Annotated in this window: 20 protein-coding genes and 1 tRNA gene; 15 read left to right on the top strand and 6 right to left on the bottom strand. The window is 61.2% G+C overall.

Going from position 1 to position 18,528, the window contains the following annotated elements:
* Nucleotide 1 precedes the first annotated feature (1 nt).
* Genes AC07OV_RS16925 through AC07OV_RS16885 form a run of 9 tightly spaced genes read left to right on the top strand, consistent with a single transcriptional unit; the run spans nt 2 to nt 7,723 of the window.
* Complete coding sequence (locus AC07OV_RS16925; protein ID WP_495092624.1) at nt 2-931, top strand: MerR family transcriptional regulator; 930 nt, start codon at nt 2-4, stop codon at nt 929-931.
* Complete coding sequence (gene phrB, locus AC07OV_RS16920) at nt 932-2,377, top strand: deoxyribodipyrimidine photo-lyase (RefSeq protein WP_494996517.1); 1,446 nt, start codon at nt 932-934, stop codon at nt 2,375-2,377.
* Nucleotides 2,370-2,792, top strand: a complete 423-nt coding sequence (locus AC07OV_RS16915; protein WP_494996516.1) for a nuclear transport factor 2 family protein — start codon at nt 2,370-2,372, stop codon at nt 2,790-2,792. Before phrB ends, AC07OV_RS16915 begins: the two co-directional genes overlap by 8 nt.
* Entirely contained in the window at nt 2,789-3,571 is a 783-nt protein-coding gene (locus tag AC07OV_RS16910; protein WP_494996515.1) for an SDR family NAD(P)-dependent oxidoreductase, read from the top strand. Before AC07OV_RS16915 ends, AC07OV_RS16910 begins: the two co-directional genes overlap by 4 nt.
* Nucleotides 3,568-4,815, top strand: coding sequence for an NAD(P)/FAD-dependent oxidoreductase (locus AC07OV_RS16905; protein WP_495092623.1), 1,248 nt, complete (start codon nt 3,568-3,570; stop codon nt 4,813-4,815). The genes AC07OV_RS16910 and AC07OV_RS16905 overlap by 4 nt, the downstream gene beginning before the upstream one ends.
* On the top strand, nt 4,812-5,621 hold the full coding sequence (locus AC07OV_RS16900) for a DUF1365 domain-containing protein (RefSeq protein ID WP_457404510.1): 810 nt from the start codon (nt 4,812-4,814) through the stop codon (nt 5,619-5,621). Before AC07OV_RS16905 ends, AC07OV_RS16900 begins: the two co-directional genes overlap by 4 nt.
* Complete coding sequence (locus tag AC07OV_RS16895; RefSeq protein ID WP_495092622.1) at nt 5,608-6,879, top strand: class I SAM-dependent methyltransferase; 1,272 nt, start codon at nt 5,608-5,610, stop codon at nt 6,877-6,879. Before AC07OV_RS16900 ends, AC07OV_RS16895 begins: the two co-directional genes overlap by 14 nt.
* Nucleotides 6,872-7,363: a DUF2878 domain-containing protein gene (locus tag AC07OV_RS16890; RefSeq protein WP_495092621.1), complete on the top strand. Its 492-nt coding sequence runs from the start codon at nt 6,872-6,874 to the stop codon at nt 7,361-7,363. Before AC07OV_RS16895 ends, AC07OV_RS16890 begins: the two co-directional genes overlap by 8 nt.
* Before the next feature lie 54 nt (nt 7,364-7,417).
* A complete protein-coding gene (locus AC07OV_RS16885; protein WP_176995187.1) occupies nt 7,418-7,723 on the top strand; it encodes a YkgJ family cysteine cluster protein in 306 nt (101 codons plus the stop codon).
* 111 nt (nt 7,724-7,834) lie between these two features.
* Here the strand turns inward: AC07OV_RS16885 and AC07OV_RS16880 are convergent, their stop codons facing one another.
* The 6 genes from AC07OV_RS16880 to hemA all read right to left on the bottom strand — a co-directional run bounded on the left by AC07OV_RS16880 (nt 7,835) and on the right by hemA (nt 13,201).
* Nucleotides 7,835-8,353: an acyloxyacyl hydrolase gene (locus AC07OV_RS16880; protein WP_176995188.1), complete on the bottom strand. Its 519-nt coding sequence runs from the start codon at nt 8,351-8,353 to the stop codon at nt 7,835-7,837.
* A gap of 112 nt (nt 8,354-8,465) precedes the next feature.
* Nucleotides 8,466-9,260 carry a glutamate racemase gene (murI, locus tag AC07OV_RS16875; RefSeq protein ID WP_495092620.1) on the bottom strand — a complete coding sequence of 265 codons (795 nt, stop codon included), beginning with the start codon at nt 9,258-9,260 and terminating at the stop codon, nt 8,466-8,468.
* Nucleotides 9,253-10,008: a molybdopterin-synthase adenylyltransferase MoeB gene (locus AC07OV_RS16870; RefSeq protein ID WP_495092619.1), complete on the bottom strand. Its 756-nt coding sequence runs from the start codon at nt 10,006-10,008 to the stop codon at nt 9,253-9,255. Before AC07OV_RS16870 ends, murI begins: the two co-directional genes overlap by 8 nt.
* Nucleotides 10,002-10,832 (bottom strand): peptide chain release factor N(5)-glutamine methyltransferase, encoded by an 831-nt coding sequence (gene prmC / locus AC07OV_RS16865; RefSeq protein WP_495092618.1) that lies wholly within the window; start codon nt 10,830-10,832, stop codon nt 10,002-10,004. The genes AC07OV_RS16870 and prmC overlap by 7 nt, the downstream gene beginning before the upstream one ends.
* Complete coding sequence (gene prfA / locus AC07OV_RS16860) at nt 10,833-11,915, bottom strand: peptide chain release factor 1 (protein ID WP_495092617.1); 1,083 nt, start codon at nt 11,913-11,915, stop codon at nt 10,833-10,835.
* Nucleotides 11,912-13,201, bottom strand: a complete 1,290-nt coding sequence (hemA, locus tag AC07OV_RS16855) for a glutamyl-tRNA reductase (protein WP_494996508.1) — start codon at nt 13,199-13,201, stop codon at nt 11,912-11,914. Before hemA ends, prfA begins: the two co-directional genes overlap by 4 nt.
* Nucleotides 13,202-13,383: 182 nt before the next feature.
* Here hemA and AC07OV_RS16850 point away from each other — a divergent pair, with 182 nt between their 5' ends.
* From AC07OV_RS16850 to AC07OV_RS16825, 6 genes are all read left to right on the top strand, one after another.
* Complete coding sequence (locus AC07OV_RS16850) at nt 13,384-15,108, top strand: tetratricopeptide repeat protein (protein ID WP_495092616.1); 1,725 nt, start codon at nt 13,384-13,386, stop codon at nt 15,106-15,108.
* A gap of 4 nt (nt 15,109-15,112) precedes the next feature.
* Nucleotides 15,113-15,730, top strand: coding sequence for a lipoprotein insertase outer membrane protein LolB (gene lolB / locus AC07OV_RS16845; protein WP_176995195.1), 618 nt, complete (start codon nt 15,113-15,115; stop codon nt 15,728-15,730).
* Between the two features lie 49 nt (nt 15,731-15,779).
* The gene (gene ispE / locus AC07OV_RS16840) at nt 15,780-16,583 is read left to right on the top strand and encodes a 4-(cytidine 5'-diphospho)-2-C-methyl-D-erythritol kinase (protein WP_495092633.1); all 804 of its coding nucleotides are present in this window, start codon (nt 15,780-15,782) and stop codon (nt 16,581-16,583) included.
* Between the two features lie 37 nt (nt 16,584-16,620).
* A tRNA-Gln gene (locus AC07OV_RS16835) sits at nt 16,621-16,695 on the top strand.
* A gap of 46 nt (nt 16,696-16,741) precedes the next feature.
* Entirely contained in the window at nt 16,742-17,683 is a 942-nt protein-coding gene (locus AC07OV_RS16830; RefSeq protein WP_003208392.1) for a ribose-phosphate pyrophosphokinase, read from the top strand.
* A 137-nt stretch (nt 17,684-17,820) separates the two neighbouring features.
* Nucleotides 17,821-18,417 carry a 50S ribosomal protein L25/general stress protein Ctc gene (locus AC07OV_RS16825; RefSeq protein WP_176995197.1) on the top strand — a complete coding sequence of 199 codons (597 nt, stop codon included), beginning with the start codon at nt 17,821-17,823 and terminating at the stop codon, nt 18,415-18,417.
* Nucleotides 18,418-18,528: the final 111 nt, after the last annotated feature.

The following is an 18,528-nucleotide window of genomic DNA, read 5'->3' as shown; positions in this document are numbered from 1 at the left end:
TATGAAACCTGCCCTGCAAGACGAACCCGGCGAAGACATTGCCAAAGCGCTCGAAGACGGCTGGTTGCCGATTCGCGAAGTGGCGCGCCAGACCGGCGTCAACGCCGTGACCCTGCGCGCCTGGGAGCGCCGCTATGGCCTGATCGTGCCCCAGCGCACGCCCAAGGGCCATCGGCTGTTCAGCGCCGAGCATGTTCAACGTATCCACGCCATTCTGACGTGGCTCAATCGCGGCGTGCCGGTCAGCCAGGTGAAAAGCCTGATCGACTCCGCGCAGGCCTTCCCCGACGCCGTTGAAAATGAATGGCATGCCTTGCGCCAGAACTTGGTGACCGCCATCAGCGAACTGGCCGAGCGCCGGGTCGACGACGCCTTCAACCAGGCCATGGCGCTGTACCCGCCGCGCACCTTGTGCGAGCAACTGATGCTGCCGCTGCTTCAGGAACTGGAGCAACGCTGGCAAGGCCAGTTCGGCGCGCAGATGGAGCGGGTGTTTTTCCTGTCCTGGCTGCGCAGCAAGTTCGGCGCACGCATTTACCACAACAACCGCCAGCTTCAAGGCGCGCCGCTGTTGCTGGTCAATCATTCGGACCTGCCCCTGGAGCCCCACCTGTGGCTCAGCGCCTGGCTGGCGAGCAGCGCCGACTGCCCGGTGGAAGTCTTCGATTGGCCGTTACCGGTGGGCGAGTTGGCCCTGGCGGTGGAGCACCTGCAACCCCGCGCAGTGTTGTTGTACTCAAGCAAGGCCCTCCACCTGTCGGCACTGGCCAAACTGTTCGGCGGCGTGAGTTGCCCAAAACTGATAACCGGACCAACGGTATGCATCCACAAGGCCGAGCTGGCCGTATTAACCCGTGACATCCCCGAATTGTTCGTGGCCGAAGACCCGTTGTCGGCTCATCAGTTACTGATCCAGCGTGGAATCGTTTAAATGCATTTGATCTGGCTGCGCACCGACCTGCGCCTACACGACAACACCGCCCTGGCCGCCGCGAGCCAGCGGGGCCCGATCGCGGCCGTGTACCTGATCACGCCCGAACAATGGCTGGCCCACGATGATGCCCCGTGCAAAGTGGACTTCTGGCTGCGCAACCTGGCGCACTTGAGCCAGGCGCTCGGTGCACTGAATATTCCGTTGCTGATCCGTACCTGCGCCACCTGGGACCAGGCGCCCGGTGTGCTGAGCAGACTGTGCCGCGAGTTGTCGGTGACATCGGTGCACGTCAACGAGGAATACGGCATTCACGAGAGTCGCCGTGATGCCGCCGTGGCCAAGACGCTGGAAGCCGACGGTGTGACATTCCACAGCTACCTGGACCAACTGTTTTTCCAACCCGGCAGCGTGTTGACCAAAACCGGCACCTATTTCCAGGTGTTCAGCCAGTTCCGCAAAGTCTGCTACACCCGCCTGCACAGCGCCTTGCCACGCTTGGTGGCCACGCCAAAGGCCCAGGCAAAAACCGCCATCCACAGCGACCCGGTGCCTGAAACCGTCGACGGCTTCGAACCGCCCAGCGACACCTTGCGCGCCCTCTGGCCGGCCGGTGAAGACGAAGCCCGCCGCCGCCTCGACGCCTTCGCCGACCAACAGATCAGCTACTACAAGGACGAACGCGACTTCCCGGCCAAGCCCGGCACCAGCCAGCTCTCGGCGTACCTGGCTGCTGGCGTGGTGTCGCCACGCCAATGCCTGCACGCTGCATTGCAGACCAATCAGGGTGAATTCGAAAGCGGCGATATGGGCGCCATCACCTGGATCAACGAACTGCTGTGGCGTGAGTTCTACAAGCACATCCTCGTGGGCTACCCACGGGTGTCGCGCCACCGTGCGTTCCGCCCCGAGACCGAAGCCGTGGCCTGGCGTAATGCCCCCAAGGACCTCGCCGCCTGGCAGGAGGCGCGCACCGGCTTGCCGATCATCGACGCCGCCATGCGCCAGTTGCTCGAAACCGGCTGGATGCATAACCGCCTGCGCATGGTGGTGGCGATGTTCCTGACCAAGAACCTGCTGATCGACTGGCGCGAAGGTGAGCGTTTCTTCATGCGCCACCTGATCGACGGCGACCTGGCGGCGAATAACGGCGGCTGGCAATGGAGCTCGTCCACCGGCACTGACTCGGCGCCTTACTTCCGCATCTTCAGCCCACTGAGCCAGTCGGAGAAATTCGACAGCGAAGGCGTTTTCATCAAGCGCTGGCTGCCAGAACTGGCCGCGCTGAATAAAAAGGAAGTGCACAACCCCGAGGCGGTCGGCGGCCTGTTCGGCGTGGCGGATTACCCGCGCGCAATCGTCGACCTGAAGAAATCACGGGAGCGGGCATTGGCGGCCTTCCGCAGCCTGCCTTCACGTGAAGCGGTCGGAGGTGCTCATGAGTGACTTCCTGCGCCGGTTTGCCCAGGCGTTTTCCACGCTGGACAAGCACAACCTGCACCTGCTCGACAGCCTGTACAGCCAGGACATCGCCTTCGCCGACCCACTGCATGAAGTGCACGGCCTGCCCGCGATGCATCGCTACTTTGCCGACCTGTACAGCAACGTCAGCCAGTTGCGCTTCGACTTCCACGGCTTCGACCAGGTGGCGGAAGGCGAAGGCTACCTGCGCTGGAAAATGAGTTTTTGTCACCCGCGCCTGGCCAATGGCAAGGTGATCCGGGTGGAAGGTTGTTCGCACCTGATGTGGCGCGACAAGGTGTACCGCCATCGCGATTATTTCGATGCCGGCGCGATGCTCTACGAACACTTGCCCGTGCTGGGCAGTGTGGTCAGCTGGCTGAAAAGGAGAATGGGATGAGCCTTACACCGCCCCGTCGTTATTGGCTGACCGGCGCCAGCAGTGGCATCGGTGCCGCGCTGGCCGTGGAACTGCTCAACAGCGGCGCCCACGTGGCGCTCAGCTCGCGCACCAAAGGCCCGCTGGAAGCCCTCGCCCAACGCTACCCGGGGCAGGTGTTGGTGGTGGCCGGCGACCTGACGAACAGCCAGACCGTGCGCGAGATCGGCGAGCGCATCGGCGCAGCCTGGGGCTCGCTCGACACCGTGATCCTCAACGCCGGCACCTGTGAATACGTGGACGCCCGGCAGTTCGACTCATCGATCATCGAGCACGTGGTGCGCACCAACCTGCTGGCCAGCAGTTACTGCATCGAAGCCGCGCTGCCCCTGTTGCGCGCCGGGCAAACGCCGCATTTGGTAGGCGTTGCCAGTGCCGTGACCTACCTGCCGATGCCGCGCGCCGAAGCCTATGGTGCGTCCAAGGCGGGGCTGCGTTACCTGTTTGAATCGCTGCGTATCAGCCTGTCGCCGGAAAACATCGACGTCACGGTGATCAGCCCGGGCTTTGTCGACACGCCACTGACCGAGCGCAATGACTTCCCCATGCCCCTGAGCTGGCCTGCCGGCAAGGCCGCGAGGCACATCTTTACCAAGCTGGAAAAACGCCCGCTGGAAATCGCCTTCCCGGCCCTTTTCATCGCCACGCTGTGGCCACTGTCGAAATTGCCCAACCGCGCGCAATTGATCATCGGCAAACGCATGCTGCGCAGCCCGCCGCCGCAGAAGGACGACCTGTGAAGATCGCGATTGTTGGCAGCGGGATTGCCGGGTTGACCAGTGCTTACCTGCTCAACCGTAACCACGACATCACGCTGTTCGAAGCGGGCGAGCGCATCGGCGGGCATACCCACACGGTCAACGTGACCGTGGAGGATAAAAGCTACGCGGTGGACACAGGCTTTATCGTGTTCAACGACTGGACCTATCCCAACTTCATTCGCCTGTTGGGGCAGATCGGGGTGACCTTCAAACCCACCGAGATGAGCTTTTCGGTGTGTGACCAGAACGAAGGCTTCGAGTACAACGGCAACAACCTCAACAGCCTGTTCGCCCAGCGCAGCAATATTTTGTCTCCGGGGTTCTGGGGCATGTTGCGCGACATCCTGCGCTTCAATCGCCAGGCGCCACTGGACCTGCAAGAGCAACGCATCAGTGCCGAGATGACCCTGGGCGATTACCTGCAGGCCGGAGGCTACGGCCCGCGATTTATCCGACATTACATCGTACCGATGGGCGCGGCGATCTGGTCGATGTCCCTGGCCGACATGCTGGGGTTTCCGTTGCAGTTCTTCGTACGCTTCTTCAAAAACCACGGCTTGCTCTCGGTGAACAATCGGCCGCAGTGGTGCGTGATCGACGGCGGCTCCAGCAGCTACATCGAACCGCTCACCCGCAGCTTTCGTGAACACGTTCGGCTCAATTGCCCTGTGCATAACGTGGAGCGCACAGACGATGGCGTGGTTATCCACAGCCCGGCCGGCCGCGAAACCTTTGATCGGGTGGTGTTTGCCTGCCACAGCGACCAGGCCCTGGCGTTGCTCGCCGACCCAAGCCAGGCCGAACAGGAAATCCTGGGCGCCCTGCCCTATGCCGACAATGATGTCGTGCTGCATACCGACACCCGCCTGCTGCCGGACCGCAAACTGGCCTGGGCCAGTTGGAACTACCGGCTGACCGGCAGCGAGCAGACCCAGGCGGCCGTGACCTACGACATGAACATCCTGCAAGGTATCGACAGCGCCACCACCTTTTGCGTCAGCCTCAACCAGACGCCGATGATCAACCCGCTCAAGATCCTTGCCCGCTACACCTACGCGCACCCGCAATACAGCCTGGCAGCCGTGACTGCCCAAGCGCGCTGGCAAGAGTTGCACGGCACGCGCAATACCTTTTATTGCGGTGCCTACTGGGCCAACGGTTTCCACGAAGACGGCGTGACCAGCGCCTTGCGTGTGGCCGAAGCCTTTGGAGAGCGCCTGTGAACAGTGCCCTGTACAGCGGCTGGATCGCCCATCGGCGGTTCGCGCCCAAGGCCCATGCGTTTCGTTACCGCATCGGCCTGCTGTACCTGGATTTGAGCGAACAAGACGAAGTGCTCGGGCTCTCGCCCCTGGCCGGCGCGAGTCGCCTGGCGCCCTTCGGCTTTCGCCAGCAGGACTACCTGCGTGAATTGACGCGCCACGGCATGAGCTTGACCGATGCCGTGCGCCACGAAGTCGGCAAGGCACTGGGGCGTACACCCCAGGGCGTAATCTGCCTACTGACCCAGGCCCGCAGTTGGGGCCTGGCTTTTAACCCTGTGAGTTTCTTCTACTGTTTCGAGGCCGACGGACAACTGGCCGCGATCCTGTGTGAAGTGACCAACACCCCCTGGCGCGAGCGCTATCACTACGTGCTGCCCGCCCAGGCGCTGGGTGCCGATGAGCACCAGCATTTTGCCGTGGCCAAGGCTTTTCATGTGTCGCCGTTTTTGCCGCGCGAGCTGGAATACCGCATGAGCTTCAGCCCGCCCGCTGCCAAGCTGGGTGTGCACATGGCCGACTGGCAAGGCGACTTTAAAGTCTTCGACGCCACCCTGAACCTGCAAAAAGAAGCCCTGAGCCGCGCCAGTCTGCACCGCTACCTGTGGCGCTTTCCGTGGATGACCGCCAAGACCTGCCTGGCGATTTACTGGCAGGCCCTGCGCCTGTTGCTCAAACGCACACCGATTTTTTCCCACCGGGCCGCCGATGGCGCCTCTCGCACCGCAGTCGGGTATACCAAGGATCGCCGCCATGAAAACCCCTAGCTTATCGGTCAAGGCCAACCGCCTGAACGTCAACGGCATGACCACCGCGCTGCTGCGCAAGGCGGTACTGCGCCAACTCAGCCAGTTGCGCCATGGCCAGTTGGTGGTGATCGAGGACGGCGAACGCCAAGTGTTCGGTGCCCGGGAAGCGCACCTGTTGGGGGAAATCCAGATCCTCGATTCGGCCGTGTGGGGCCTGGTGGCGGCCAACGGCTCCATCGGTGCGGGCGAGGCGTTTATCCACGGTTATTGGAGCAGCCCGGACCTCACCGCCGTGGTGCGCGTGATGGTCAGCAACCTGGATGTTCTGGATGCGATGGAGGGCGGCCTGGCGCGACTGGCTCGCCCGTTCACCCAAGGCCTGCACTGGCTCAACCGCAACACGCGCAAGGGCTCACAGAAAAACATCGCCGCTCACTACGACCTGGGCAATGACCTGTTCGAAGAATTCCTCGACCCGACGATGATGTATTCGGCGGCGCAATTCCTGACCCCCGACGACACCCTGGAACAGGCGCAGTTGAACAAACTGGAGCGCATCTGCCAGAAGCTCGCGCTCAAACCGACTGACCACTTGCTGGAAATCGGCACCGGCTGGGGCAGCATGGCGCTGTATGCGGCCCAGCACTATGGCTGTAAGGTCACCACCACGACCTTGTCCAAGGAGCAGTTTGCCTACACCGAAAAACGCATCGACGCCCTGGGCCTGAAGGACCAGGTGACCCTGTTGCTGCAGGACTATCGCGACCTCACCGGCCAATACGACAAGTTGGTCTCGATCGAGATGATCGAGGCCGTGGGCCATCGCTTCCTGCCGACCTACTTCAAGCAATGCGCGCACCTGCTCAAGGCCGACGGCCTGATGTTGCTGCAAGCCATCACCATTCGGGAACAGCGCTACGAGCAGGCCAAGAACAGTGTCGACTTCATTCAGCGCTACATCTTCCCCGGTGGCGCCCTGCCCTGTGTGCAGAACATGCTGCACATCGTCAGCCGCGACACCGACATGAACCTACTGCACATGGAGGATTTCGGCCTGCACTACGCGCGAACCCTGCGCCTGTGGCATGAGAACTTTCGCCGCGCCCACGGCCGCCTCGCCGAGTTGGGCTACGATGAGTACTTCCTGCGCTTGTGGGAGTTCTATTTGTGCTACTGCGAGGGAGGGTTCATGGAACGAACGATTGGTACCGCGCAGTTGCTGCTGGCCAAGCCCGCGGCGATCAACCCGCCGCTGCTCGGGCGCTTCAGTGCTTAAACCGCTGGTCAATGCCGTGCTGTTCCAGTGCGGCTGGTTTGCCTGCGTACTCGGTGGCGACAGCCGCTGGCTGCTGGTGGGGTTCGCCGCGCTGGCCCTTCATTTGCTGTGGACAAGTTCCTGGGCCGAGGAAGGCCAAGTGATCCTCGCCGTGACCTTGCTCGGCACAGTGATCGACACCTCGTTGCGCACCTTTGGTGTGTTTCATTTCAGCCTGCCCGGGCCGCTGATTCCGTTCTGGCTGGTGCTGCTGTGGGCATTGCTCGCGACCACGTTGCGCCATTGCCTGGCGTGGACCGCACGCCCTTGGTGGCGCGCCAGCGTGCTGGGCGCGGTGGCCGGGCCCTTGTCCTATTACGCAGGTAGCCAATTGGCCGGCGTGAGTTTCGGCTACGCCACGGCGCCTACGCTGATCGGCCTCGCGCTGCTGTGGGCCGTGGCGTTCCCGGTGCTGCATTGGGTTGCGCGGCAGCTGGGGCACTGACGTCTGTCAGAGCAATCACACGCGCCTGACGCGCTTGCCTTACACTGCGCGCCTATGACAGACATCCCCCACGTTCAGATCCCCGAACCCGCCGTCACCTGCTCGACGTGCGCGGCCTGCTGCTGCCAGTTGGAAGTGATGCTGATCACCGACACCGGCGTGCCGGAGCGCTATATCGATACCGACGATTGGGGCGGCGAGGTGATGCTGCGCCTGGACGATGGCTGGTGCGCGGCGCTGGATCGGGACACGATGATGTGCACGATCTATGAGCGACGGCCGCTGATTTGCCGGGAGTTCGAAATGGGGGCACCGGAGTGCCTGGAAGAGCGACAGGGCATTGCCACCGCTTACCGCTGATTGAAATACATCGTGTAGGAGCCCGGCTTGCCGGCGATGAGGCCCTTGAAACCACTGCAAGCCTCAAGGTTGCTATCGCCGGCAAGCCGGCTCCTACAAGGATTTGCGTGGTTACAGCGGCAAGGTGTAGTGCAGCGAGTAGCTCTCTACGCCGTCGTTGTTGCTGCTGATGCCCGCGTTGGAATAGTGCGTGGCGCGAATGCCCACTTCATGTCCACCGGCAAAGCGCAGGCCGAAGCCCAAGCGGTCTTCGAACTGGAAGGCCTGGCCGATGTTGTTGTCCTCGACCCGCGTGCGGGAGAACACCGCCACACCAATCCCTGCCTCGATGTACGGCTTGACCTTTTCCCCGGCAAACTCATACACAAACACCGGCGAGAACGACAGGCTGCTGACACTGGCGCGCTTGTCGCCATCCCAGTAGGTGTAGGCGCCGCTCCAGTAACCGGTCAACCGCCCGGTATCGCTTTGCCACCAGCTTTTATCCCAATCCGACGTCAACCCCAACCGGTAGGTCATGGTTGAATCGCTGGTACTCCCCACCCCGAATTCAAGGCCAGCGGCCTGTGCCGAAACCGAGTGTCCCACCACGACGGCCGCAATCGCGGCCAAACAGAACAAGCGCTTCATAAGAAACAATCCTTTGAGAACGACGTTATTTGGTTTTGTGCAGGCTAACTCGCTATAGAAGCTGGCGTGTAGACAGAAGTTCAGCTTCTAACCCCGGTATTTCACGAATTTTTCACGAGCCAAAACTACGCACAACGCCGGGAGATTTCCATAGTGTCGGTAGGATATTTCTGAGGTGGTCGGCGTCGCCGCTGGTCCAGAACTGTGCAGGCTCTGGATTACCGGTGGCCAACAGGTCGCGCTCACTCAGCAAGCGCTTGAGCTGACGCGCCACGGCGGCGCCGGTGTCGATCAGGATGATGCTGGGGGGCAGCATCTGGGCCAGCAGCGGCTTTAGGAAGGGGTAATGGGTGCAGCCAAGAATAATGGTGTCGCAACCGGCGCTGAGCAGCGGTTCGACATAACCCTGCAACATCTGGCGCAACGCGGGGCTGCACAAGTCGCCGGTTTCAATCAGCTCCACCAGGCCCGGGCAGGGTTGGGTGATCACCCGCACGTCGGTGGCGAAGCGGTCGAGCAACGCGGCGAACTTGGCGCTTTGCAGGGTGCCGGTGGTAGCCAGTACACCGACCACACCGCTGCGGGTAGCGGCAGCGGCCGGCTTGACCGCAGGCTCCATGCCCACCAACGGCCAGTCGGGATAGTCCAGGCGCAAATCCCCAACGGCGGCGACGGTCGCGGTGTTGCAGGCGATCACAAACGCCTTGGCACCTTGGCCACGGAAAAACTCCGCCACCAATCGCGAGCGCTCAAGAATATAACCTGGGGTTTTCTCGCCATAAGGAATGTGCCCGCAGTCGGCCACATACAACAGCGACTCATGGGGCAACAGCTGCTGGATTTCGTCGAGCACCGTCAGCCCGCCGATGCCGGAATCGAACACACCGATGGGCGCGTCCTTAACCATGCTGCGCTCCACACACGCTGCAGCCGGGGTCGCGCTTGACCCGCAATTCGCGAAAACGCGTGGTCAATGCATCAATCAACAGCAGGCGACCCACCAGCGGCTCACCAAACCCGGCCAGCAGTTTCAACGCTTCCAGGGCTTGCAGGCTGCCGACCACACCCACCAGCGGGCCGACCACGCCGGCCTCGCTGCAGGTCAGTTCGGTGTCGCTGCCGTGCCCATATAAACAGTGGTAGCACGGGCTCTCGGCGCGGCGCGGGTCGAATACCGACAACTGGCCTTCAAGGCGAATCGCGGCGCCGCTGACCAAGGGTTTACCGGCCGCGACACACGCAGCATTCACGGCTTCGCGGGTGGAGAAGTTGTCACTGCAATCAAGCACCACATCTACCGCTGTTACGGCGACGGCCAGGGAATCAGCGTCCAGCGCGCCGCGATGGGCAACCAGCGAGATCTCGGGGTTGATGCCCGCCAGGCGTTGCAACGCCGAGTCGACCTTGGTCTGCCCCACGCTGTGGGTGTCATGGATGATCTGGCGTTGCAGGTTGGTCAGGTCGACAGTATCGAAGTCCGCCAGGTGCAACTCACCCACGCCGGCGGCTGCCAGGTACAACGCCACCGGCGCGCCCAGGCCTCCGAGGCCGATGATCAGGGCACGGCCGTTTTTCAGGCGCAACTGGCCGTCGATGTCGACCTGCTGCAACAGGATCTGCCGGCTATAGCGCAACAGCTCCTGATCGGTCAGCACGGGCGGCGCCCCAGGGTGATGCGTTCGTGGCTGCCGAGGTCGATGCGGCTGTGGACCTCCTCAAAGCCTTCACCCGACAACAGGTCACGCACGGCCGCAGCCTGGTCATAACCGTGTTCGAGCAACAACCAGCCACCGGCATTCAGGTGCGCTGGCGACTGCGCGATGATCAAACGCAGGTCGTCCAGGCCGTCATGGCCCGCGACCAGTGCACTGGCCGGCTCAAAGCGCACATCGCCCGCCACCAGGTGCGGGTCGTTGGCGGCAATGTACGGCGGGTTGCTGATGATCAGGTTGTACGTGTGGCCTTGCAGGGCACTGAACCAATGGCTGTTCAGCACCGTTGCGTTGTTCAGGTGCAGGCGCTGGCGGTTGCGCTCGGCCAGGGCCACGGCTTCGAGCACGCGGTCGACCGCCGTTACCTGCCAGGCCGGGCGCTCGCTGGCCAAGGCCAGGGCGATGGCGCCACTGCCGGTGCCCAGGTCAAGAACGTGGGTGGGCGTGGCCGGCAACAATTCCAGTGCCGCTTCCACCAGCAATTCGGTGTCCGGGCGCGGGATCAAGGTGTGGGGCGCGACTTCCAGGTCGAGCTTCCAGAAACCTTGCTGGCCGAGAATATAGGCCACCGGCTCACCACCACGGCGGCGCTGCAGGTAACCGGCGAAGGTCAAGGCATCTTCGCTGCTGACGATTTTTTCCGGCCAGGTGTGCAGATAGCTGCGAGGCTTGCCCAGGGCGGCGGCCAGCAACAACTCGGCATCCAGGCGCGCGGTAGGCGAGTCTGGCAGGTCGGCGGCGCGCAACAGGCTGGCGATGATGGTCATTTATTCACCGATCGCTGCGAGTTGGTCGGCCTGGTATTCGGCGAGCAACGGCTCGATCACCGCTTCGACGCCACCGGCGAGGATCTCGTCCAGGGAATAAAGGGTGAGGTTGACCCGGTGGTCGGTGACCCGGCCCTGGGCAAAGTTGTAGGTACGGATGCGTTCGGAGCGGTCGCCCGACCCCACCAGCAACTTGCGCTCGCTGGCAATCGCATTGGCGGCGGCACTGGTCTGCTGGTCGTTGAGTTTGGCCGACAACCACGACATCGCCCGCGCACGGTTCTTGTGCTGGGAACGTTCTTCCTGGCATTCCACCACGATGCCCGACGGCAAGTGGGTGATGCGGATGGCGGAGTCGGTCTTGTTCACGTGCTGACCACCGGCGCCCGACGAGCGGTAAGTGTCGATGCGCAAGTCGGCCGGGTTGATCTCGATGGCTTCCTGTTCATCCGGCTCGGGCAACACGGCCACGGTACACGCGGAGGTGTGGATGCGGCCCTGGGATTCAGTCGCCGGCACACGCTGTACGCGGTGTGCGCCGGATTCGAACTTCAGCTTGCCGTAGACGTTGTCGCCTTCGACCCGCGCGATGACTTCTTTATAGCCGCCGTGCTCACCCTCGTTTTCCGAGAGGATTTCCACGCGCCAGCCGCGGCGCTCGGCGTAACGCGAATACATGCGGAACAGGTCGCCGGAGAAAATCGCCGCCTCGTCACCACCGGTGCCGGCGCGAATTTCGAGGAACACGTTGCGCCCGTCGTTAGGGTCCTTGGGCAACAGCATGCGCTGCAGGTCGCCTTCCAGCTCGGCGAGTTTTTCCTTGGCCTCGCGGACTTCTTCCACGGCCATTTCGCGCATATCTGGGTCGCTGTCCTTGAGCAGCGCCTGGGCGCCTTCGAGGTCGGCCTGCACTTTCAGCAGTTTTTTGTAAGTGGCGACAACCGGTTCGACTTCGGCGTATTCCTTGGAATAGGCGCGGAACTTGGTCTGATCGGCAATGACTTCGCCGTCGCCGAGCAAGGCGGTCAGTTCTTCGAAACGATCCTGGAGCACGTCCAGTTTATTGAGCAGTGACGCTTTCATTGCGATTTTTTATCCGAAGAGCTATCTGACGCGCCCTCACCGAGGGCAAAGAGTTCCTGGGCCATGGCCAGCGCATCGAGGCGGCCTTCGGCGGTAAGCTTTTTCAACTGTACGCTGGGGGCGTGGAGCAACTTGTTGGTCAAGCCACGGGCCAGCTGCATCAACACCTCTTCGGCGCTGCTGCCGTTGGCCAGCAAGCGCTGGGCCTTGCTCAACTCCTCGTCGCGCAGGCGTTCGCCCTGCTGACGATACGCCTTGAGCACGTCCACCGCCGCCAGTTCACGCAGGCGCACCATGAAGTCTTCGGCGCCGGTGCTGACCATTTCCTCGGCGGCCTGGGCAGCGCCCTGGCGGCTCTTGAGGTTTTCGGCGACCACCTCGTGCAGGTCGTCGACGCTGTAGAGGTAAACGTCGTCCAACTCGCCGACTTCTGGCTCGATATCCCGGGGAACGGCAATGTCCACCATGAAGATCGGTTTGTGCTTGCGCAGCTTCAGCGCACTCTCCACCGCGCCTTTGCCCAGGATCGGCAACTGGCTGGCGGTGGAGCTGATCACGATATCGCTGCGCACCAGCTCGGCCGGGATGTCCGACAGCAACACCGCATGGGCACCGAACTGTTCGGCCAGGATGCTCGCGCGCTCCAATGTACGGTTGGCGACCACGATGCGCTTCACACCCAGGTCATGCAGGTGACGGGCGACCAGGGTGATGGTTTCACCGGCGCCGATCAGCAGGGCCTGGCTGCGCTGCAGGTCGCTGAAAATCTGTTTGGCCAGGCTGACGGCGGCAAACGCCACGGACACCGGGTTCTCACCGATGGCGGTGTCGGTGCGCACTTGCTTGGCGGAATTGAATGTGGCCTGGAACAGGCGGCCCAGCAACGGCCCCACGGTACCGGCCTCGCGGGCCACGGCGTAGGCGGATTTCATCTGGCCCAGGATCTGCGGTTCGCCCAGCACCAGCGAGTCGAGCCCTGCGGCGACGCGCATCATGTGACGAACTGCCGCATCTTCTTCGTGCACATAAGCGCTGGCGCGCAGGTCGTCGAGGCTCAAATGGTGGTAATCGGCCAGCCAGCGCAGCACCCCATCCGCCGAAAGATGTTCCTGCTCTATATAGAGCTCGCTGCGATTGCAGGTCGAAAGGATCGCAGCTTCGCGGCTGTCGGTGAGCCGGCAGAGCTGCTGCAAGGCCTCAACCAACTGCTCTGGCGTGAACGCAACGCGCTCGCGCACGTCTACGGTAGCAGTCTTGTGGTTAATACCGAGTGCGAGGAAGGCCATTCAATATCGCTGATGATGTCGGGAAGCCGACAATTGTCCTACTTCGAATGATTCAGAACAACCACCGTAGGCTATTGTCCTAATGCCTTGTGTCTATAAAGGCACCAACTGAGACTCGGTTATGTTTGGCCGAAGGCTTGTGTCATGATGATCCGACCGCAGGTTAGTCGTCCTCTTCCTATATGAATAGATCTTCCGCGTTGCTCCTTGCTTTTGTCTTCCTCAGCGGCTGCCAGGCCTTGGCCCCCGTGTCGCCGGACGGTACGCCGCCGGTCGAAGACAGCACCCCCGCCCCTGAAAAGCCCAAGGTTTATTCCTCGTTCAAGGAAGAAACGATCTACAGCCTGTTGACCGCGGAACTCGCCGGCCAGCGCAATCGTTTCGATATTGCCCTGGATAACTACGTGACCCAGGCCATCAATACCCAGGACCCGGGCATTTCGGAGCGCGCGTTTCGCATTGCCGAATACCTGGGGGCCGACCAGGCCGCGCTGGATACCTCGCTGATCTGGGCAAAAAACGCCCCGGACGACCTGGAAGCGCAGCGGGCGGCGGCGGTACAACTGGCACGTGCCGGGCGGTATGACGACTCCATGGTCTATATGGAGAAAGTCCTGCAGGGCAAGGGCGACACCCATTTCGATTTCCTCGCGCTGTCGGCCGCCGACACTGACCAGGACACACGCAATGGCCTGATGAAGAGTTTCGACCGCCTGCTGCAAAAGCATCCGAAGAACAGCCAGCTGATTTTCGGCAAGGCGCTGCTGCTACAACAGGATGACGAGGCCGACGCAGCACTGAAACTGTTGGAGCAGAACCCGCCGGAAGACGGCGAGATCGCGCCGATCCTGCTGCGTGCTCGCCTGCTGCAGAACCTCAATCGCGGCAAGGAAGCGGTGCCACTGCTGGAAAAAAGCATCAAGAAGTACCCCGATGACAAACGCCTGCGCCTGACGTACGCGCGCGCGCTGGTCGAGCAGGACCGCATGGAGGACGCCAAAGTGCAGTTCGCCAACCTGGTCCAGCAATACCCGGACGACGACGAATTGCGCTATTCCCTGGCCCTGGTGTGCCTGGAAGCCAAGGCCTGGGACGAGGCCAAGGGGTACCTGGAAGAGTTGATACAGCGCGAAAGCCATGTGGACTCGGCGCACCTGAACCTCGGTCGTATCGCTGAAGAGCGTAATGACCCGCAGGCGGCTTTGCTCGAATACGCCCAGGTCGGCCCCGGCAATGACTATCTGCCGGCCCAGTTGCGCCAGGCTGACATTTTGATGAGCAACGGCCGCACCGACGAGGCGGAAAAACGCCTGGCCGCTGCACGCGATGCCGAGCCGGATTACGCGATCCAGCTGTACCTGATCCAGGCCGAAACGTTGTCGGCCAATAATCAAGGCGAACGCGCCTGGAAATTGCTGCAACAAGCCTTGCTGCAATACCCGGACGATTTGAACCTGCTCTATACCCGCGCCATGCAGGCGGAAAAGCGCAATGACCTGGCGCAGATGGAAAAAGACCTGCGCCTGATCATCAAGCGCGACCCGGACAACGCCATGGCGCTCAATGCCCTGGGCTACACGCTGTCGGATCGCACGACGCGCTACGCCGAAGCCAAGGTGCTGATCGAACAAGCCCACAAGCTGACCCCGGAAGACCCGGCCGTGCTCGACAGCCTGGGCTGGGTGAATTACCGCCTGGGCAACCTGGATGAAGCCGAACGCTTGCTGCGCCAGGCGCTGGAGCGCTTCCCCGACCAGGAAGTCGCCGCCCACCTGGGCGAAGTGCTGTGGGCCAACGGCAAGCAGCGCGAAGCACGCCAAATCTGGGAAAAATTCCTCAAGGAACAACCCGAAAGCCCCATCCTGCGCAGCACCATCAAGCGCCTGACCGGATCCGAGACCCTTTAAGCTTATGTTCTTGCGCCACGTTGTAGTCTTCAGTTTTATCGCCCTGCTCGCCGGTTGCGCGGGCATAGGCAGCCGTGAATCCGTTGAAGGCCAGGGCAACCCGGCGCAATGGAAACAGCACAAGGACCAGCTCAGCAGCATTGACGGCTGGCAGATCGAAGGCAAGGTCGGGGTTCGTGCGCCGAAGGATTCCGGCAGCGGCACCTTGTTCTGGCTGCAACGCCAGGACTACTACGACATTCGCCTGTCCGGCCCGCTGGGTCGGGGCGCCGCACGTCTGACCGGGCGCCCGGGCCAAGTGAGCCTCGAAGTGGCCAACCAGGGGCGCTACGAAGCGGCCTCGCCGGAAGCGCTGCTGGAGGAACAGATGGGCTGGAAGCTGCCGGTGTCTCACCTAGTCTGGTGGGTACGCGGCTTGCCTGCACCGGATAGCAAAAGTCGCCTTAGCCTCAACGGCGACAGTCGCCTGGCCACCCTGGAGCAGGATGGCTGGCAGGTCGAATACCTGAGCTACGTCGAGCAAGGCGGTTACTGGCTGCCCGAGCGTATCAAGCTGCATGGTACTGACCTTGACGTCACGCTGGTGATCAAGGACTGGCAACCACGCAAGCTGGGGCAATAACGTGACTGTAGAACGCTTGACCCTGCCCTCCCCGGCAAAACTCAATTTGATGCTGCACATTCTGGGTCGCCGTGAAGACGGCTACCACGAGTTGCAGACGCTGTTTCAGTTTCTCGACTATGGCGATGAGTTGACCTTCGCTGTTCGCGACGATGGCGTGATCCAGTTGCACACCGAATTCGAAGGCGTGCCTCACGACAGCAATCTGATTGTGAGGGCGGCGAAAAAACTTCAGGCGCAATCCGGTTGTTCGCTCGGCATTGATATCTGGATCGATAAAATCTTGCCCATGGGCGGTGGTATCGGTGGCGGTAGCTCGAATGCCGCGACTACATTGCTGGGTCTCAATCATCTGTGGAAGCTGGGCTGGGACCCTGATCGCCTTGCGGCGCTGGGCCTTACGCTGGGGGCGGACGTCCCGGTTTTCGTGCGTGGGCACGCGGCTTTCGCCGAGGGCGTCGGGGAGAAACTCACCCCCGAATACCCCGAAGAGCCGTGGTATGTCGTGCTTGTGCCGCAAGTATCTGTAAGTACAGCAGAAATTTTTTCAGATCCGTTGTTGACACGTAACTCTTCTCCCATTAAAGTGCGCCCCGTTCCCAAGGGAAACAGTCGAAATGACTGCTTACCGGTTGTAGCAAGGCGTTATCCAGAGGTACGTAACGCATTGAATTTGTTAGGTAAATTTACCGAAGCAAAATTAACCGGAACTGGAAGTTGTGTGTTTGGGGGCTTCCCAAGCAAAGCTGAAGCTGATAAAGTCTCGGCCCTTCTTACAGAGACCCTTACAGGGTTTGTAGCAAAGGGAAGCAACGTTTCGATGTTGCATCGCAAGCTGCAAAGTCTGCTCTAAAAGGAACCGAGTGTTAGGCACTCGTTGCAACAGATACAGGGGCGTCGCCAAGCGGTAAGGCAGCAGGTTTTGATCCTGCCATGCGTTGGTTCGAATCCAGCCGCCCCTGCCATTTTCTAATACTCATCCAGGTTACCCTCAGCCTCTAGGTACTGCGCGTGTCCAAGATGATGGTCTTTACGGGGAATGCTAACCCCGATCTGGCTCGGCGTGTCGTACGTCAGCTGCATATCCCTCTCGGTGACATCTCTGTCGGTAAATTCTCCGACGGCGAAATTACAGCCGAGATCAATGAAAACGTCCGCGGTAAAGATGTCTTCATTATTCAGCCGACCTGCGCTCCGACCAACGATAACCTGATGGAACTCGTCGTGATGGCTGATGCCTTCCGCCGCTCCTCAGCGACTCGAATCACAGCTGTAATCCCTTACTTTGGTTATGCCCGTCAGGATCGCCGCCCGCGTTCCGCACGTGTGGCTATCAGCGCGAAAGTCGTTGCTGACATGCTGACCGTGGTAGGCATCGACCGTGTTCTCACGGTTGACCTGCACGCTGACCAAATCCAGGGATTCTTCGATATTCCGGTAGATAACATCTACGGCTCCCCGGTATTGGTGGATGACATCGAAGACCAGCGCTTTGAAAACCTGATGATCGTGTCCCCGGACATTGGTGGCGTCGTGCGTGCACGGGCTGTTGCCAAATCCCTGGGCGTGGACCTCGGGATCATCGACAAACGCCGTGAAAAAGCCAATCACTCTGAAGTGATGCATATCATCGGTGATGTCGAAGGGCGTACCTGTATTCTGGTTGATGACATGGTCGACACCGCCGGCACCCTGTGCCACGCGGCAAAAGCCTTGAAAGAGCACGGTGCAGCAAAAGTCTTCGCCTACTGCACACACCCTGTGCTGTCGGGCCGAGCGATCGAGAACATCGAGAACTCCATGCTGGACGAACTGGTGGTGACCAACACCATCCCGTTGTCCGCAGCCGCTCAAGCCTGTTCGCGTATCCGTCAACTGGATATCGCACCGGTAGTTGCCGAGGCGGTCCGCCGCATCAGCAATGAAGAATCGATCAGCGCGATGTTCCGTTAAGGGTCAAACCTTCGGTACACCTCACTGACGAAAAGCGCCCCGCCCCAGCATTCTGTTGGGGCGGGGCTTTTTTGCCCATGTCGAGTACGGCGCTGGTCGCAAACGCCCCTCGATGATGGCTATTTTGGAGATACAAAATGACTGACTTTACTCTGAACGCCCAAGCGCGTACTGACCTGGGGAAAGGTGCGAGCCGCCGCCTGCGTCACGCCGCCAACATTCCAGCCGTTGTTTACGGTGGTAACAAGCCTGCTGAGTCCGTGACCATCCTGGCCAAGGAAATCGCCAAGCTGTTCGAAAACGAAGCTGCCTACAGCCACGTTATCGAGCTGAACGTCGACGGCACCAAGCAGAACGTCATCGTTAAAGCGATGCAGCGCCACCCGTCCAAGCAGTTCATCATGCACGCTGACTTCGTTCGCGTTGTTGCTGGCCAGAAGCTGACCGCTATCGTCCCTGTACACTTCATCGGTGAAGAAGCACCGATCAAGAAAGGCGGCGAGATTTCTCACGTTGTGAACGAAATCGAAGTGACCTGCCTGCCGAAAGACCTGCCTGAGTTCATCGAAGTCGACCTGTCGGCCGCTGAAGTTGGCGCCATCATCCACCTGTCCGACCTCAAGGCCCCTAAAGGCGTTGAGTTTGTTGCACTGGCTCACGGTGATGACAAAGCTGTTGCAAACGTACACGCTCCACGCGTTGCACCAGAAGCTGAAGAAGGCGCTGCAGAGTAATTCACTCTGTATTGCCGGAGCTTGAGGAAACATCGCGGACCGGAACGTAGCGAGAAAGCGGGCGATAACGCGACGTTTACTCTTGAGTAAATGAGCTACTGTTGTCCACTT

The organism is Pseudomonas sp. GW821-FHT09A09, from assembly GCF_059418405.1.
This window is presented reverse-complemented; position numbering and strand designations above follow the sequence as displayed.

Bases quoted from the DNA above. Each gene is read 5' to 3' on its own strand.
- AC07OV_RS16925 (WP_495092624.1), top strand. From the start codon at position 2: ATGAAACCTGCCCTGCAAGACGAACCCGGCGAAGACATTGCCAAAGCG.
- phrB (WP_494996517.1), top strand. From the start codon at position 932: ATGCATTTGATCTGGCTGCGCACCGACCTGCGCCTACACGACAACACC.
- AC07OV_RS16915 (WP_494996516.1), top strand. From the start codon at position 2,370: ATGAGTGACTTCCTGCGCCGGTTTGCCCAGGCGTTTTCCACGCTGGAC.
- AC07OV_RS16910 (WP_494996515.1), top strand. From the start codon at position 2,789: ATGAGCCTTACACCGCCCCGTCGTTATTGGCTGACCGGCGCCAGCAGT.
- AC07OV_RS16895 (WP_495092622.1), top strand. From the start codon at position 5,608: ATGAAAACCCCTAGCTTATCGGTCAAGGCCAACCGCCTGAACGTCAAC.
- AC07OV_RS16885 (WP_176995187.1), top strand. From the start codon at position 7,418: ATGACAGACATCCCCCACGTTCAGATCCCCGAACCCGCCGTCACCTGC.
- AC07OV_RS16880 (WP_176995188.1), bottom strand. From the start codon at position 8,353: ATGAAGCGCTTGTTCTGTTTGGCCGCGATTGCGGCCGTCGTGGTGGGA.
- murI (WP_495092620.1), bottom strand. From the start codon at position 9,260: ATGGTTAAGGACGCGCCCATCGGTGTGTTCGATTCCGGCATCGGCGGG.
- prmC (WP_495092618.1), bottom strand. From the start codon at position 10,832: ATGACCATCATCGCCAGCCTGTTGCGCGCCGCCGACCTGCCAGACTCG.
- prfA (WP_495092617.1), bottom strand. From the start codon at position 11,915: ATGAAAGCGTCACTGCTCAATAAACTGGACGTGCTCCAGGATCGTTTC.
- hemA (WP_494996508.1), bottom strand. From the start codon at position 13,201: ATGGCCTTCCTCGCACTCGGTATTAACCACAAGACTGCTACCGTAGAC.
- AC07OV_RS16850 (WP_495092616.1), top strand. From the start codon at position 13,384: ATGAATAGATCTTCCGCGTTGCTCCTTGCTTTTGTCTTCCTCAGCGGC.
- lolB (WP_176995195.1), top strand. From the start codon at position 15,113: ATGTTCTTGCGCCACGTTGTAGTCTTCAGTTTTATCGCCCTGCTCGCC.
- ispE (WP_495092633.1), top strand. From the start codon at position 15,780: ATGCTGCACATTCTGGGTCGCCGTGAAGACGGCTACCACGAGTTGCAG.
- AC07OV_RS16825 (WP_176995197.1), top strand. From the start codon at position 17,821: ATGACTGACTTTACTCTGAACGCCCAAGCGCGTACTGACCTGGGGAAA.